Genomic DNA, 17,562 nt, shown 5'->3' with positions numbered 1-17,562 from the left:
TTACGCCTGTACCTGTTCCTGTGAATGATTTTTCCGGTACGAAAGTAACAGTTCCATCTGGAGCTACTGTATAAGTACCTTCACCTGGAATAGTCTTGGTTGTTGATCCATCTTCAAATGTTGCAGGTGTATCATCATCCATTGGGACGTTTTCATTACCTGGTGTGAAGGTTGGTGTACCTGTTTGCGTTTGACCTTGTTTGTCAGTAGATGTTGTATCTTCTGAAGTTGGTGTAACTGGTGTTACGGTTGGTGTATATGTCGCGGAAGCTTTGGTTCCGTTCATGTCTTCACGCACAACTGTTACCGCTGGTGCAGTACCAACAAATGATTTTTCTGGTACAAATGTAACTGTTCCGTCTGCTGCTACTGTGTAGGTACCAACGCCGTCAACTGTCTTAGTTGTTGAACCATCATCAAATGTTGCTGGAACATCATCGTTCATTGGCACACGGCTGTCGCCTTCAGTAAATACAGGCTTACCAGTTTGTGTCGCACCTTGGATATCAGTTGTTTCAGCTGGTGTCGCTGTCGGTGTGACAGGAGTTACAGTTGGTGTGTAGGTTGCAGAAGCTTTTGTTCCGTTCATATCTTCACGGACAACTGTGACTGCTGGTGCTTTACCTGTGAATGATTTCTCAGGGACAAAGGTTACAGTTCCGTCTGCTGCTACTGTGTAAGTACCAACGCCATCAACTGTCTTGGTAGTTGAGCCATCGTCAAATGTTGCTGGAACATCTTCATTGATTTCTACCGTTTTCTCAACGCCATCAACTGTTACGGTTCCGCCCTTGAATTCAGGTTTACCTGTTTGAGTAGCCCCTTGAATATCCGTTGTTTCAGCTGGTGTAGCTGTTGGAGTTACTGGAACAATTTCAGGTGTGTAGGTTGTATCTACCTTGATGCCGTTTGAGCTTTCAGCTTGAACCTTAACAGGTGTAACTGCACCGGTGTATGATTTATCAGTTGGTGTGAAGGTTACTTGTCCAGTTGCTGGATCAATTGAGTAAGTACCGATTTCAGTAGTACCGTCTGCCGCATAAGCTGGTGTGCTTGTTACTTCATTACCATCATTATCCAAAAGTGTGTAGCTATTATCTTTAATGGTGATAGCTTTATCTTGACCACTAACTTGAACAGTTGCACCTTCAAAGGTTGGTGTACCGGTTTGAGTCGCGCCTTGAATATCTTTAGATGTAGCTGGATTAGCTGTTGGAACAGCTGCTACAACTGTTGGTGTGTAACTTGCGTCTGAAGTGATGGTTGAAGCCTTACCGTCTGCATTGGTAATTGTTGCAGTTGCTTGGACTTTCACGCCAGTTGCAGTTCCGACAAAGTCTTTTTCAGGTGTGAAGGTTACTGCTCCTGTAGTTGGATCGATTGTGTAAGTTCCTTCACCTGCTACTGTTACAGTTGTTTCATCGGTTGGTTGACCTGTTGCAGGGTCAATCAATTTCTTACTTGTAATTTGAGCAGTTTCATCATCACTCAATGCAAATGTAGGAGTTTCTGTTTGAGGAACATTTTGAATATCCTCAGAAACTTTATTTGTTGGAGTAAGAGTAACTGGATTTACAGTTGGTGTGTAAGTCGCAGATGCTTTGGTTCCGTTCTTGTCTTCACGAACAACGGTTACGGCTGGTGCAGTACCAGTAAAGCTTGGGTCTGGAACAAATGTAACAGTACCGTCTGCTGCTACTGTATAAGTACCAACGCCATCAACTGTCTTAGTTGTTGATCCATCGTCAAATGTTGCAGCAACATCATCATTCATTGGTACACGGCTGTCGCCTTCAGTGAATACAGGCTTACCAGTTTGTGTAGCACCTTGAACACCTGTTGTTTCAGCTGGAGTTGCTGTTGGGGTTACTGGTGTAACTGTTGGTGTGTAAGTTGCTGAAGCCTTAGTTCCGTTCATGTCTTCACGAACAACAGTTACAGCTGGTGCTGTACCGATGAATGTTTTTTCAGGAACAAAGGTTACGGTACCATCTGCAGCTACAGTGTAAGTACCTACACCATCTACAGTCTTCGTAGTTGAACCATCATCGAAGGTTGCTGGAACATTTTCATTGATGGCAACTGTCTTCTCAACACCATTAACAGTCACTGTTCCACCCTTGAATTCAGGTTTACCAGTTTGTGTAGCACCTTGGATATCTTCTGTTTCAGCTGGTGTTGCTGTCGGTGTGACAGGAACGATTTCAGGTGTGTAAGTTGTATCCACCTTGATGCCGTTAGAACTTTCCGCTTGAACCTTGGCTGGTGTCACTGCACCAGTGTAAGATTTATCAGTCGGTGTGAAGGTCACTTGACCAGTTGCTGGATCAATTGAGTAGGTACCGATTTCAGTAGTACCATCGGCAGCATAAGCTGGAGTAGTTGCTACTTCGTTGCCATCTTTATCCAAAAGTTTATAGCTATTTTCTTTAATGGTGATCTCTTTATCTTCACCATTTACTTGAACAGTTTTTCCTGCAAAGGTTGGTGTACCGGTTTGAATCGCACCTTGGATATCTTTTGAAGTTGCAGGTTTTGCTGTTGGAACAGCTGCTACAACTATTGGTGTATAAGTTGCATCAGATGTGATAGTTGCAGTCTTACCGTCTGCATTGGTAATTGTAGCAGTTGCTTGAACTGTCACACCAGTTGCAGTTCCAACGAAGTCTTTTTCAGGTGTGAAGGTCACTGCTCCTGTAGTAGGATCGATTGTGTAAGTTCCTTCACCTGCTACTGTCACCGTTGTTTCGTCAGTCGGTTGGCCAGTTGCTGGATCTACCAATTTCTTGCTTGTGATTTCAGCAGTCTTATCGCTACTCAAATCAAAGGTTGGTGTTTGGGTTTGAGGAACGTTTTGAATGTCCGCAGAAACCTTGTTTGTAGGAGTCACTGTGATTGGAGTAACTGTTGGTGTGTATTTAGCTGTTGCTGTCTTAAGGTATTCATCACGGACGGTACCGTCTTTATCTTTTCCGACAGGAGCTGTTACGGATACGGTAACACCTTGAGCTGTACCTGTGAATCCTGGTTCTGGAACAAAGGTTACTTTACCAGTAGCATCATCAATGCTGTATGTTCCTTCGCCTGCTACTGTTACAGAGGTTGCATTGGTTACTTGACCAGTCGCTGGGTCCACCAATTTAGCAGGATATTCCAAGCTTGGAGTGACAGAGATCTTTTCGCCATTAGCATTAGTTGTAGTTGTGTTAAAGGTTGGTGTACCGGTTTGAGTAGCACCTTGGACATCTGTCGAAGTCTTATCTACCCCTTCAATATCCGTTGGTGTAACAGTTGGGATATAAAGACCATCCATGGTATTTAAAACAGTATCTACATTGGCTTCATCAGCTGGGAATTTTGTTGACCAACCTGTATCGTAGCCATTGCTGTCTGTACGACGGATAGAGATACCGTCAGCTGTTCCAAGGAAGTGATCTTCAGGAATGAACTCAACATCCACAGAAGTTCCGTTTGGAGTGATCTTGTACTTCCCTTGACCAGCTACAGCATAGTAGCCATCTGCGCCAGGTGTAACGACTTGCCCTGTACGGTTATCTATCATTTGTGGAGCTACTGTTTCATCAATTTTTGCTGGCTCAGTTAGGCTATAGCCTTGCAAACCACGAGCGGTAAAGGCTACAGTTGCAGTTTGCTTCGCACCTTGAAGGCCAGTTGTTTCTTTAAATTCCCCTTTTGGTGGGTGGGTGATTTGAGTCTTGAAGTCCTCAACTTCCCCTGAGAAGGCCATACCGGTTGGGCTTTCAATTTCTTTAGCATTCTTAGCGATACGGATCCGAACACCCAATTCATTGACACTAGGATCAATATAGGTTTTACTCTTTGTAAATCTTAACGTAGCCGTTCCATCTTGGGTAATGGTTGTTAAATCAGACCGTTCATCTTCATCGAAGGTTCCATTTTGATTAAAGTCAACCCAACCATAAATATTGGCTTGAGGCGCCCCGTCTGTATGAGCTTCAACAGTAATCGTATAATTCCCTGGTTTTGTACGATCCATCTTGATCAACTCATTGGTTTTTCCTTTGAGGTCATTCGGAAGCAATTGGTCGATTCCTTCATCAGCTGTCGTCGCTTTATCATCACCGGTCCAATCAAGAGCATTATTTTCATCCATATCAGGACTCAAGTGACCAAGATAAGGTTGGTTCACTTTCTTACCAGTAATTCCATCTACAGTTGCAATTGAATGAACTGCCTTGCCGTATGATTCAGGAGCATCTCCTTCATCAAGTGGGAAGAAACCAAGCATGGCTGATTGTTTACCTGAAGATGCAATATACAAGCCAACTTCGGACGCTCCACGTGTCATAACAAGGGGAACAGCAGCAATACTTGAAATATTTGGTCCAAAGACCCCAGTTCCGAGACCTGCAGTTGTTAAATCAGCACTTCCAAAGTACTTCCAAGCAACCGCTTTTTTATCTGGCCCCACTTGATCTGAGCGTTGAAGTAGGTCAAGGTTCGTCCTATAGTAATTCATGCCATCTATTTTAGTGGCAGGGTTTGGACCAAATAAATTGTCTGTATCTTGTGGAATATAAGTTTTAGTAGATTTATTTCCATTTTTATACCACTCACCAATGTGTTGCCAACCTGAACCGTTTGTGGTGAATAGTACCATTTCACCAGGGTTAGCGGACTCACCATCCGCCATGACAATGGCAGGTTTGACCACTTTTCCACGGAAGGTCGCAGAAACTTCAAACTGAACACCGATATTCCCACCTTCAAGTTCTGAACTGATAGTAGTTTTCTTAGTTGTACCAGTGTCAATACCTTCTTTTTTAATTTCAGTCCAATGGTTTTGAGCTTCGGCAATAACTTTAGCTTCTTCACCAGCAGTAAAAGCTTCTCTCGTAGCAGGTGTATTAGTCGCTTTCCCATAACCATTTCTTGCATTTGGATCATAGGTCGCTTTTTCAGCAGCCGTCGCTCCTCGGTCTTCTAAACGCTTTTTGTAGATTTCAGTTGCTTGGAAGGGTTTCAAAGATTTTACTTTGATGGTAACCACATAACCCGGCATAATTTCCTTAGTATAGGTAGCCCCAACTTGGAGAGCAAGGTCACCTTTTGATGTTGTTGTAGTTCCTGTCCAGTTAGCTACATCGCCAAAGTCCAACCAAGAGATTTGACTCGCCAAATCAGCTGCTTTTACATCTGTTGTAAATCCTGGTTTTTCTACCTTTGGAGTTGAAGTTGCATCGACAACATCATCCCCAATCAAGTTTGGATCATTTGCGTCACCGACAGCACGACGACTACGTTTTTTACCAGAAGTTTGGGCTGTCTCTTCTGTTGCTACTGCATTGTTAGTTGTTACACCTTGTCCAGATGAAAGAGTTGTTGCTTCTTTTTTATCTGCAGTTGTTGAAGCTGCTTCTGGCGCCTTATTTTCTGGCGTAGCTGCTTCTAGGCTTGGTGCAGTTGATGTTGCTGGTGCAGTTGAGGCAGCGGATGCTGCTGTGCTTGTGCTACTTGCTTCACTAGTTGAAGCAGGTGCTGTTGATGTTGCTGCAGCAGTTGAAGTCTCTGGTGCAGTGACTGCTGCGTTTGCATCATAAGTTGTAGCTGCTGTACTAGTTGTTGCAGCGGTTGATGCTGCTGAAGTAGCTGTTGAAGTTGCGGGCGCTTCTGACGCTGTTGCAACTGCTGCTACACTTTCACTTGTCGTATCTGTCTTTTCTTCTGCGGCTGCACTTGCGGCTGTCCCAACCATGACAAGTGTTCCCAATAGTACAGAGCAAACACCCACATTCAATTTACGAATTGAGAATCTGCTAATACGATCATTAAATAAGTCTTTCCCCATCTAATGGACCTCCATATTTATCTATAAATTAACATTCTTTTTAAAATTGTTTAGTTTTTTCCAAACCTTATTTATTTTAACAAAACCCGAACGATTCTCAAAACATTTTGTCTCAAAAATGAGTAAAAATTTTTAGCTAAAATTGTTTTAATTCTGAAAGGATTTCACCCATAGATCAGGGCATCAAAAAACTTGATTTATTACTAAATGGCAAGATCGAACTTCAACTGTGGCTTCACTGGATCGTAATCGACCAGTTCAAAATCTTCTGGTTTGATGTCAAAGAAATTGGTTCCATCTGGTACATTCAAAACCAAGTGCGGTTGGCAATCAGAGGGCTCGCGACGGAGCAATTCCTCTGCTTGTTCAAATTGGTTGTCATAGATGTGAAGGTTATTAATGAAGTAAAAGAACTTCCCAACCTTCCAGCCAAAGTGCTTAGCAATCATCATCTGTAGGGCTACATACTGCATAGCATTAATATGGTGAGCCACCAACATATCATTCGAACGCTGGGTCAAGGTTGCATCTAGATAAATCTCCCCATCCACGCGCCGCACGTCAAACATGGTCTGAAAAGCACAGGGCAAGAGTCCGTCTGTCTCCTCAAAGGCATCATAATCCCAGAGCGAGATGATATTGCGGCGATTCCAAGGATTGGCTTCTAATTGTTTGAGGATCTTATTCGTAATGTCATGCTTTTTGACAACAGCTCCATAGCGCTGACCAATCGTCCGGCTATCTCCCACTTCCCAGTCATTCCAATAATGGACATTGTACTTGTCTTCTAAAAGATCCAATCTATTCGACTGATCCTGGTAGATCCAGAGCATCTCTTTGATGGCTGATTTAATCGCGATGGGACGAAGGGTCGTGATAGGGAACTCACCTTTTGCAAGGTCGAATTCCATAAAGGCTCCTGTGATGTACTTGGAGTTGGCCGTTCTACCATCCTTGTACTTGGGACGGGCTTGCTCTGACCAAACCCCTTCTTCCATGATTTTTCGAATGTTTTCTTTAAAAATTGTATCTGCTTTTGTCATATACTCTCCTTGAATCCAGTTTTGTCTTCATTATATCACAGGAGACAGAAAAAAAGGAGATCCCAGCACGAGCCAGATCTCCATTTCATCTTATTGTAATACAAGGGATGCAGCACCGATGACACCGGCATCATTTCCCAAAGTTGCAAGTGCCAATTGAGTAGATTCACGCACTTGTGGGAATGAGTTTTCTTCAAAGACCTTGCGCACACCATCCAAGAGGAAGTCTCCAGCAGCGGAAACCCCACCACCGATAACGATCTTAGATGGGTTCAAGGTTGAACCGATGTTGGCAGCAGCAAGTCCAAGGTAACGTGAGAAGTTCTTGTAGACGATCAAAGCAAGAGCATCGCCTTCTTTTGCCAGGTCAAAGACCGTTTTAGCTGTTACTTCTTCACCGTTGTCGATCAAGACTTTCAATTGAGAGTCCCCTTCGTACTCATCAGCATAACGACGAGTCAAGTTGACGATACCAGTTGCTGAGGCAACCGTTTCAAGACAGCCTTTTTTACCACAGGTACATTGGATTGGATCATCAAAGTCAACAGTGATGTGACCAAGCTCACCAGCAGCTCCACGTACACCGTGCAAGAGACGACCTTCAGCGACGATCCCACCGCCGACACCTGTACCAAGGGTCATGAAGACAACATCTGGTTGGTTTTCACCAGCCCCTTTCCAACGTTCACCCAAAGCAGCAACGTTGGCATCATTATCGATAAAGAATGGAATATGAAGGGCAGTTTCGATCTTTTCTTTGACTGGTTGAAGGATCTTCCAGTTCAAGTTGTAGGCACCGATAACTGTACCTTTTTCACGGTCAACGACACCAGGTGAACCCATTCCAATTCCTTGGAACTCAGAAGCATCAAGTTCAAGCATTTTCAAACGATGCGCGATGGATTCGATCATATCATCTACGATATGGCTACCTTCATCCAAGATATTTGTTTTAATAGACCATTTTTCTTGAACTTCCCCATCCAAAGTAAGGATGGCAAACTTAATTGAAGTTCCCCCAAGGTCAATCCCAATAATTTTTTTAGACATCTGTAACTCCTTTCAAACTTGTAAACACTTACAGATCTATTATATCAGACTTTTTATCAAACGCAAAGGTTTGCACGTAACTTTTCTTAACTTTTTAACAAGAGACTAAAGGATTGAAATCCTAGAATGAGGAAAATCAAGCCAATAATATTTAACAGAAAGACACTTATCGAGAGTGGACTAACGATTAAGAATAAGCCGATGAAGAGCTGTAGCAAGGCAAAGAAAATATAACGCTTGGACAGTTCCTCAACATTCCTCGAGTAGAAATTGGCTTTTCGGAAGTTTAAAATCGAACGATAGATCAGCCAAATTCCTAAGGTAACTGGAAAGACAATCGGCAAGGTCTTGTAGCCATAGAGCAGTAAATAGACCGCAAAAACCAAGGCGACCATACTGTGAAAGAGCTGTTGCTGCTGGATGATACCAGCTTGACGCAATCGGTAATAGCGTGAAAAACGCGAAAGGGAGATTAAAAAGAAACCACAGGAAATCAACCAGCTAAAAGAGCCGATGTGCTCAATTGGATTGATAAACAAGACAATACCGATAATGGTAAAAATAGTAGCTGAAATCCCAAGGGATATCCGGTTTAATTGATTCATAGGGCCTCCTTATTCATCTAATTCACTCAGGTATTCATAGCGATCGTACTTCTCAAGCAATCGCTCATTTTCCTGCTCCAATTCCTTTTGAAGGGCTGACAATTTGCCAAAGTCAGAGCCGTTTTCATTCATCTCCACTTCAATCTCTGCAATCCGATTTTCAATGGCTTCGATATCTGCTTCAATGCTCGCCCACTCCTGCTTCTCCTTGTAGCTCATGCGCTTCTTCTCTTCTTTTGGCTTAACAGGTTTTTCTTTTTCAACCTTCTGACTAGCCGTTACCTGGGCTGCTTCAAAGGCTTTTTCATCTAAATAATCCGTATAATTGCCAAAGAACTCCCGAATGCTCCCATTTTCGAAAGCCAGGATCTTGCTTGCCACCTTGTCCAAGAAATAGCGGTCGTGGCTAACGGTAATAACGGGACCTCCAAAGTTTTGAAGGAAGTTTTCCAAAACTGTCAAGGTGGCGATATCCAAGTCATTGGTCGGCTCATCGAGGAGAAGCACATTGGGTTTTTCAATCAAGAGTTTTAAGAGAAAGAGCCGCTTCTTCTCCCCACCGGAGAGTTTTTCAATCAGGGTTCCGTGCATGAAACGTGGGAAGAGAAATTGCTCTAAGAGATCTGCAATTGATGTCGTTCCAACGGTCGTCTTTACTTCCTCAGCAACTTCCTGGAGGAAATTAATCACGCGCTTGCTCTCATCCAGCCCATCAATCTGTTGAGAGAAATAAGCCACCCGCACAGTTTCCCCGATAATGACTTGCCCAGACTGAGGCTGTAGTCGCTCAGCGATCAGATTGAGCAGGGTGGACTTGCCGACGCCATTATCCCCAACGATCCCGATGCGGTCCTTGTTTTGCACCAAGAGGTTAAAGTCCTGTAAAATCGGCTTGTTTTCAAAAGCAAAACTCACATCTTTAAACTCGATGACTTTCTTTCCGATTCGGCTGGTCTCAAAGTTCATCTCCAAATCCGTCTGGTTGCTTTGACCAGACAAGTCTTGCTTGAGATCATGGAATCGATTGATCCGCGCCTGTTGCTTGGTCGCACGCGCCTGAGGTTGACGCCGCATCCAGGTCAACTCCTGCTTATAGAGTTGCTGCTTCTTATGAAGAAGGGCCGCATCACGCTCATCCTGCTCAGCCTTTAAGCGGACATAATCCTGATAGTTGCCCTGATACTCGATCAAGCTAGCTCGATCCAACTCAAAAATCCGTGTCGAGATATTATCCAAGAAATAGCGATCGTGGGTAATGAAGAGCACGGTTTTCTTAGAGTTCTTCAAGAAATTGGTCAACCATTCGATTGTATCAATGTCTAGGTGGTTGGTCGGCTCATCTAGTAAGAGCAGATCGTGGTGAGATAGCAAAACCTGTGCCAATTGCACCCGACGACGCAAGCCCCCAGATAGATCCCCAACTTTGGCATTCAAGTCTTCAATCCCAAGTTTTGAAAGGACTGTCTTGACCTGACTCTCGATCTCCCAAGCATTGAGCGAATCCATCTCCGCCATGACCTTTTCAAGACGTGCTTGGTTCTCTTCTCGGTAATCCGCCATCAAGAATTCATAATCTCGAATCAGTTGCATTTCACGTAAATCGCTAGATAGCACCGTATCCAGAACCGTCTTTTGATCATCAAAGTCTGGTTCCTGCGTCAAATAGCCAATTGTATAATCACTCTTGGCAGAAAAAGGACTCACATCTCCATCAAAGCCAGAGCGACCCGACAACACATCTAACAGCGTAGTTTTTCCAGTCCCATTGACCCCGATCAATCCGATCCGATCCAAGTCGTGAATGATAAAGGAGATCTCACGAAAGACGGTCTTATCTCCGACAGATTTGGTTAATTTATCGACAATAAAATCGCTCATTTTTCCTCCTCTTTTGCTTGCTGGATATAGGCGATGATGGCCTCTTTCTCATTGGCCAGTTTCCCATCGACAATGGCATATTCAATTTTTGTCAAAATCTCTCCCAAGGCTGGACCTGGTTGAAAGCCGTAGTCTTTGATCAGCATACCACCATTGACCACCACTTCATGCTTATCATGAATGGTCAAGCTATCATAAACGCGCTCAATGGCCAAATAATCCACACTCAAGGCATACGCTTCACGGAGCTCTTCAGCCACTAGCAACAAAGGCTTCTCATACTTGTAGCAGGCACGCTTGTCTAGACTTCCTTTTCCTCGGAGCTTTAGAATCTCCACGATCTGCTCCACCGTCTTGGCAAACTCTCTAGACGTCTTCCATTTCTTAAAGAATTTTGGAATATCTTGAATCTCTAGTGCTAAGACCAAAGCAGCCCAGGCTTGCTCAGAAGTTGAAAAGGTATATTCCAACTCTATGTCAAACAAACGCTCGATCGCTTCTTTACGATCCTTCATCTCTGGCAGATAGTGATAGGCTCCACTGGCTAGCATGGCCTCCAAGCCTTGTCTCCAGTATGGGGAAAGCAAGAGTTTATCAAACTCGATGAAGGTACGCTCTACTGAAATCTTCTCTAGTAAGGGAGCACACTCCTTCATAGCATCAAAGGTTGCCTCATCTAATTCAAAGCCGAGACTGGCTTGAAAACGAAAGCCTCGCATGATCCGGAGTGCATCTTCGTTAAACCGTTCGTGAGGAAGCCCAACCGCCCGAAGGACCTTGTTTTCCAAATCTTCTAGTCCATGAAAGAGGTCAACAATTTCTCCTTTTTCATTTAAGGCAAAGGCATTAACCGTAAAATCACGACGCTTGAGGTCTTCTTCTAGCGAGCGTACAAAAGACACGGAGCTTGGACGGCGATAATCGACATAGACATCCTCTGTCCGGAAGGTCGTAATTTCATATTCTTGACCATTTTCAAGAACCAAGACGGTCCCGTGTTCGATACCGATATCTACTGTTCGATCAAAAATGGCCTTGGTCTCTTCTGGGTATGAGGAGGAAGCGATATCGACATCGTGAATTGGACGATCCAAGAGGGCATCACGGACAGATCCCCCTACAAAATAGGCCTCAAAACCAGCTGCTTTAATCTTCTCTAATATTGGTAAAGCCTCCTGAAACTCAGAAGGCATCTTTTCTAATCTCATAGTAAGTGTTCCAAACCATAAACAAGCTCATGACGCTTGACAACTTCTTTAATCCCTAGATTTACTCCTGTCATGAAGGAAACACGATCATAGGAATCATGACGGAGAGTCAACCCTTCGCCTTGGCTACCAAAAATCACCTCTTGGTGAGCGACTAGGCCAGGCAATCGAACTGAATGGATGCGCATCCCTTCAAACTCTGCCCCTCTTGCTCCAGGCATCAACTCTTCTTCATCTGCTGCACCTTGCTGGATCTTCTCGCGCTTCTCTGAGATCAGCTCAGCTGTCTTAATTGCTGTTCCACTCGGTGCATCTTTTTTCTTATCGTGGTGCAATTCGATAATTTCTACATTCGGGAAATACTTGGCTGCTTGCGCTGCAAATTGCATCAAGAGCACGGCTCCAATGGCAAAGTTCGGCGCGATCAAGCCACCCAAATCCTTTTCACGTGAAAGGTCTATCAATTCTTGGATCTGCTCAGGAGTGAATCCAGTCGTTCCCACAACAGGCACAATGCCATTCTCAATTGCAAAGCGAGTATTCTCGTAAGCGACCTTGGGCATGGTAAAGTCGACCCAAACATCTGCCTCTAGACCCACAACATCTTCTTTGCGGTTAAAGACAGGGACTCCTGCAACCTCTGTCTCATCAGTAAATGGATCGATCAAGCCAGCTAATTCTAACTCAGGATCTCCAGAAACCATCTTGTAGGCTGCTTGTCCCATTCTTCCCTTGAAACCTGCGATAATGACTTTAATGGACATAGAATTCTCCTTAAACGATAGGGATATACCCAACTGCTAAGCTATGGTCACCTAAGTGCGTCCCAATCACCCCTCCAAAGGTAGCAAAAGGAATGTCACCTTCCACTCCTTCTTCCATGAGCAGTTGGCGAAGTGCTTCTGCTTTTTCAGGAACATTGGCATGGATGACAAAGACTTGGTAATGACCATCTGCGATATCTGATACAACAATCTCTACCAAGCGTTTCATGGCTTTCTTTTCCGTCCGGACTTTCTCAAAGACCTCAATCACGCCTTCATCATTAAAATGAAGAATGGGCTTGATGCTCAAGAGGTTTCCAAGAATAGCAGCACCATTTGACAGACGACCACCTTTAACCAAGTGGTTCAAATCATCCACCATGATATAGGCAGAGGTTCCATCAATCTGGTGTTGGACATTGGCCACAATCTCATCGAAGGAACGGCCTTCACCAGACCATTTCAAGCAGTCTTCTGCCATCATTCCTAGAGGAGCACTGGTGATTTTTGAATCCGGAAATTCGACGGTCAAGCCTTCGAATTCGTCCTTCAAATATTGGATATTTTGGTAGAAACCAGAAATACCTGATGACAAGAAAAGACCGATAGCATGCGTATAGCCCTTAGCTGTCAAACCAGATAATACTTCTTCTAACTCTGCAACACTCGGCTGGCTAGTCTTTGGCAATTCCTTAGACGCCGCCATCTTTTGGTAGAACTCATCGTGTGTCAGGTTCTTCCCTTCAACATAAGACTCCCCGTCGATATAGATCGGGATCTCTAAAATAAATAAGTCGTCGTGATGGAGCACGTCTTGCGTTAAATAGGCAGACGAATCCGTGATCACTGCTAATTTCATTGATTAAAACTCCAAATTAATACCCGGTAAATCGAGGGCAATTTCTGTGACTTCATAAGTCAAACGGTTGAGCATATTCAAGCAAGGGCGAGCCAATTCTTCCACTTCGTCTTTGCTGAATTCACTTGGTTCATTGACATAACGACCAAACAAGTGGTTGATTTGAGTGATGGTTCCACTGATCACAAAACCGTCAAAAACGATCATGTAGCTCAAGATGACAATCAAAGAAGTTGTGTTTTGTTCTTGATCACGATTGATCAATTGAAAGTTTACATCTACTTTTGTTTCAGGGATGCCATTTTCTTTTTCCCACTCAAAATTACGAGCATCATAGTGGTATTGGCTGACAAATTCTTTTTCACGTTGAATATCCATTTTTATTCTCCTAAAAATATGCGATAGGCTTATTATATCATAATTCAGCTCAAGATACCAACGCCGAATGAGGTGATTTTTTCTCTAGTACAAGAAGAAAAGGTTGGGCATTCCCAACCTTTCAGGTATGTTTAGTTTTTAGGTTTACGAAGCAATCCGAACAAGATACCACTTACGACAGCACCGATCAATACGAACAAGATGTAAAGAAGTGGGTTTGAAGTAAGAGCGATAACGAAGATTCCTCCGTGAGGAGCCATGAGTTTCAAGCCTGCAAGACCAACAAGAGCACCTGTCAATGCTGAGCCTGCGATGAAGCTAGGGATGGCACGAGCTGGGTCAGCTGCACCGAAAGGAATGGCACCTTCTGTGATGAAGGAAAGACCCATGACAATGTTTGTCAAACCAGAATCGCGTTCTTCTTGTGTGAATTTATCTTTAAACAATACAGTTGCTACGAATACTGCCAATGGAGGAACCATACCAGCTGCCATAACAGCTGCCATAACAATAGAACCACCTGAAGCAACAGATTCAGCAAGTGTACCTGTAGCGAAGACATAAGCGGCTTTGTTAACTGGTCCACCCATATCTACAGCCATCATACCGCCGACGAGAAGTCCAAGAAGGACAGCTGAGCTACCTGACAAGCTTGAAAGGAAGTTGTTAAGACCAGTATTAATAGCAGCCATTGGAATATTGATGAGGAACATCAAGAATCCTGTCAAACCAACACCAAGCAATGGCAAGAGAAGGATTGAACGGATACCATCGAGTGAACGTGGAAGACCTGCAAGGGCTTTGCGAAGTAAGAGAACAACTCCACCTGCAAGGAAACCACCTACCAAAGCTCCAAGGAAACCTGATGATACGGCTGCTGGTAATTCACCTTTAGCAGCACCGTAGGCGATATTTCCAAATGCTGACCCTGAGCTAGCAATAGATCCAGCGATAAACCCTGCTACAAAACCAGGTTTTTCAGCGATGGAGAATCCGATGTACCCTGCAAGTACTGGAAGCATGAAACCAAAGGCTGCACCACCGATTGTTTTAAATTGAGCTGCTAATTCATGGTATGAACCAAGTTGAGACAATTGATCTTGAGGCACCCCAAGAATTTGATCGATCAAGAAGGCAAGGGCGATCAAGATCCCACCACCGATAACGAATGGAAGCATTTGAGAAACCCCACTCATCAGGTGTTTGTAGAAGGCTCCACCTAAGCTCAATTTTTCTTGGCTAGCGCTAGCTTCTGCTGCATTTTCTGCGTGGAAGACATCTGCTTTGCCGTCCAAGATGGTTTGGATCAATTCTTCTGTTTGACGGATACCGGCTGCAACAGGTTTAGAGATCATTTTTTTGCCATCGAAACGAGCTGTTTCAACTGCCTTATCAGCTGCAATGATGACCCCTTCAGCTTTGGCGATTTCTTCAGCTGTCAAGCGGTTACCGACACCAGATGCACCGTTGGTTTCAACCCGGACCGTAACACCCATTTCTTCACCTTTTTTGATGAGGGCTTCTTCTGCCATGTAAGTGTGGGCGATACCAGTTGTACATGCTGTAACGGCAACGATGAGCGGTTTGTCAGATGAAGCTGCTTCTTTGACTGCTTCTACTTTTTTCGCTTCTTCTGCTGCAGCTACTTGCTCTTCTGCATCGAAGGCTGCAATGACTTGATCAGGGTTACTTGCTTGGCGAAGTTTATCCGCAAATCCTGGTTTCATCAAGTACTTAGACAATTCAGCAAGGGCTGCCAAGTGAGTGTCGTTTGCTCCTTCTGGAGCTGCGATCATGAAGAACAAATCTGTTGGTTGACCATCCAGAGAGGCGTAATCCACACCCTTGTTTGATTTTGCAAACAAGACCGTTGCTTTTTTTACAGCTTCATTTTTGCTGTGCGGCATAGCAATTCCGTCACCCAAACCAGTTGAAGTTTGTGCTTCACGGTTCATAATTCCAGCTTTGAAAGTTTCAAAATCTGTCACCACACCATTGTCAACGAGCGATTGGATCATCTCATTGATCACGCCTTCTTTATCTGTCGCCTGAAGGTCAAACAACATCACTTTTTTATTTAAAACATCTTGAATTTTCATAGTTTCTCTACCTCTACTTTTTCATAAGTTTCTTTAATATAGTCCGCTGTCGCCAAATCATCTGAGAAGGTGGTCGCTGTTCCACAAGCCACGCCCCATTTGAAGGCTTCGATGACATCTCCTGTCGTTGTGAGCTTACCAGTGAAGCCTGCTACCATAGAATCTCCAGCTCCGACTGAATTCTTCACTTGCCCTTTGATTGGTTTTGCGAAGTAAGTACCGCTTGGACTGACAAGGAGAGCACCATCACCCGCCATGGAAATAATGACGTTTTGTGCTCCTTTGGCCAAGATTTCTTTGGCATAGCGTTCGATTTCTGGCAATTCCGTCAAGGTCACGCCAAAAATATCTCCCAACTCATGGTTGTTTGGTTTGACCAATTGCGGATTAAACTCCAAGGAATCAATCAAAGTTTGCCCTTCAAAGTCGCAAACGACTTGTGCACCTGTCGCACGAGTTGATGCGATCAATTGTTTGTAAACGGCATTCCCAAGTGAAGATGGGGCAGATCCTGCAAAGACTACCACATCATCCGCTGTTAAGCTCGATAAGATGCTGAGCAATTCTTGCAACTGCGCTTCCGTTACTTCTGGGCCGTTCCCATTGATTTCTGTTTCCTCATCGGCTTTGATCTTGACATTGATCCGTGTATCTTGGTCCACGGTCACAAAGTTAGTTGAAATGGCTTCGCTAGTCAGTACGTCTTCGATGAAGCGTCCGGTGAAACCACCGATAAACCCAGTCGCTGTGTTTTCGATATCGAGACGCTTCAAGACACGACTGACATTGATCCCCTTACCACCGGCGAATTTATCTTCCGAAGTCATCCGATTGACCGCCCCTGTCTCTACATGATCGAGACGGACAATGTAGTCAATGGCTGGATTCAGTGTTACTGTATAAATCAAACCTCTATAACCTCCGTTTTTTCTTTTAAAACCTTTAATCGTTGCGGTTCACATTGATTGGTAATGATCATGGCTCGCTTGATCGGAGCCACTTTGACAAAGGATGTCACTCCGATTTTTGAATCATCCGCTAGGATATAGGTTTTTTTTGCATTTTCGATAATCGCACGCTTGACAGATCCTTCTTCTAGGTCTGGAGTGCTGTAAAATTCATCATCGATTCCATTCATTCCAAGAAAGGCCTTGTCAAAATTCAACTGACCGATTTGATTGAGCGCAATCCCTCCGATACTAGCATCTGTAGAAGATTTTACCTTCCCACCGATGATGACCGTCGGAACATTTCGCTCGACCAACTTGGTCGCATGGTGAATCGAATTGGTCACCACGGTTACCGTTGGATTGACAATTTCTTGTACCAAGAGTTCATTGGTCGTTCCGGCATCGATAAAGATGACATCATGATCTTTGATCAATTCCGCTGCTTTTACCGCAATTTTTGATTTAACTTGAATGTTTTTGATAGATTTTTCTTTATTACTTTCTTCCTCTTGAAGAAAATGCAGGCTTTCCGCACCGCCGTGAACCCGGCGAAGTTTGCTTTCAGCTTCTAGCTCATCCAAGTCACGCCGAACGGTTGATTCAGACGTTCCCAGCTCTTGTACAAGGGTTTCCAAGGAAACAAACTTTTCCTTTAATACCTTTTCGAGGATAAATTGTTTTCGTTCAGACTTGAGCATTTCTCCTCCTTTTGCAATCGATTACAAAAACCATTATACTCTTTCTTCAAAAAATGTCAACAACTTTTTGTCATTTTCTATCACTTTCTTTCAAAAAATTCAAAAGTGTAAAAAAAAGAGCCGGAAAGAACTCATTTTGTTAAAAGAGTTCTTTTCCTACCCTCATAAATTTTCTTTAAAGATTTTAAGCAATAAAGTGT

At 43.8% G+C, this 17,562-nt stretch carries 12 protein-coding genes; all 12 read right to left on the bottom strand.

The genetic code is table 11. From position 1 onward, the window contains the following. The coding region (locus HMPREF2832_RS03075) for a CshA/CshB family fibrillar adhesin-related protein (protein WP_148131345.1) at positions 1-5,830 on the bottom strand (5,830 nt) is incomplete at its 3' end. 203 nt (positions 5,831-6,033) lie between these two features. Continuing rightward, on the bottom strand, positions 6,034-6,873 hold the full coding sequence (locus HMPREF2832_RS03070) for a thymidylate synthase (RefSeq protein WP_049496212.1): 840 nt from the start codon (positions 6,871-6,873) through the stop codon (positions 6,034-6,036). A 90-nt stretch (positions 6,874-6,963) separates the two neighbouring features. Beyond that, complete coding sequence (locus HMPREF2832_RS03065; RefSeq protein WP_049496215.1) at positions 6,964-7,923, bottom strand: ROK family glucokinase; 960 nt, start codon at positions 7,921-7,923, stop codon at positions 6,964-6,966. An 86-nt stretch (positions 7,924-8,009) separates the two neighbouring features. Further along, positions 8,010-8,528, bottom strand: coding sequence for a hypothetical protein (locus HMPREF2832_RS03060; protein ID WP_049496218.1), 519 nt, complete (start codon positions 8,526-8,528; stop codon positions 8,010-8,012). Between the two features lie 9 nt (positions 8,529-8,537). After that, positions 8,538-10,406, bottom strand: a complete 1,869-nt coding sequence (locus HMPREF2832_RS03055) for an ABC-F family ATP-binding cassette domain-containing protein (protein WP_049496222.1) — start codon at positions 10,404-10,406, stop codon at positions 8,538-8,540. Continuing rightward, positions 10,403-11,614 (bottom strand): CCA tRNA nucleotidyltransferase, encoded by a 1,212-nt coding sequence (locus HMPREF2832_RS03050; RefSeq protein ID WP_070505527.1) that lies wholly within the window; start codon positions 11,612-11,614, stop codon positions 10,403-10,405. Before HMPREF2832_RS03050 ends, HMPREF2832_RS03055 begins: the two co-directional genes overlap by 4 nt. Further along, positions 11,611-12,378, bottom strand: a complete 768-nt coding sequence (gene dapB, locus HMPREF2832_RS03045) for a 4-hydroxy-tetrahydrodipicolinate reductase (RefSeq protein ID WP_070505526.1) — start codon at positions 12,376-12,378, stop codon at positions 11,611-11,613. Before dapB ends, HMPREF2832_RS03050 begins: the two co-directional genes overlap by 4 nt. A 10-nt stretch (positions 12,379-12,388) precedes the next feature. Continuing rightward, positions 12,389-13,237, bottom strand: a complete 849-nt coding sequence (locus HMPREF2832_RS03040) for a DegV family protein (protein WP_070505525.1) — start codon at positions 13,235-13,237, stop codon at positions 12,389-12,391. Positions 13,238-13,240: 3 nt separating this feature from the next. Next, positions 13,241-13,615: a DUF1149 family protein gene (locus HMPREF2832_RS03035; protein WP_003001888.1), complete on the bottom strand. Its 375-nt coding sequence runs from the start codon at positions 13,613-13,615 to the stop codon at positions 13,241-13,243. Positions 13,616-13,746: 131 nt separating this feature from the next. Beyond that, positions 13,747-15,714, bottom strand: coding sequence for a PTS fructose transporter subunit IIABC (locus HMPREF2832_RS03030; RefSeq protein ID WP_070505524.1), 1,968 nt, complete (start codon positions 15,712-15,714; stop codon positions 13,747-13,749). Next, positions 15,711-16,622 carry a 1-phosphofructokinase gene (pfkB, locus tag HMPREF2832_RS03025; RefSeq protein WP_070505523.1) on the bottom strand — a complete coding sequence of 304 codons (912 nt, stop codon included), beginning with the start codon at positions 16,620-16,622 and terminating at the stop codon, positions 15,711-15,713. The genes HMPREF2832_RS03030 and pfkB overlap by 4 nt, the downstream gene beginning before the upstream one ends. Further along, the gene (locus HMPREF2832_RS03020) at positions 16,619-17,362 is read right to left on the bottom strand and encodes a DeoR/GlpR family DNA-binding transcription regulator (protein ID WP_003001800.1); all 744 of its coding nucleotides are present in this window, start codon (positions 17,360-17,362) and stop codon (positions 16,619-16,621) included. Before HMPREF2832_RS03020 ends, pfkB begins: the two co-directional genes overlap by 4 nt. Between the last annotated feature and the right edge of the window lie 200 nt (positions 17,363-17,562).

It is taken from the genome of Streptococcus sp. HMSC073D05 (assembly GCF_001812015.1).
GTDB lineage: Bacteria > Bacillota > Bacilli > Lactobacillales > Streptococcaceae > Streptococcus > Streptococcus parasanguinis_D.
Note: the sequence above shows the minus strand (reverse complement) of the source record. Positions and strands in the feature narration are given on the sequence as shown.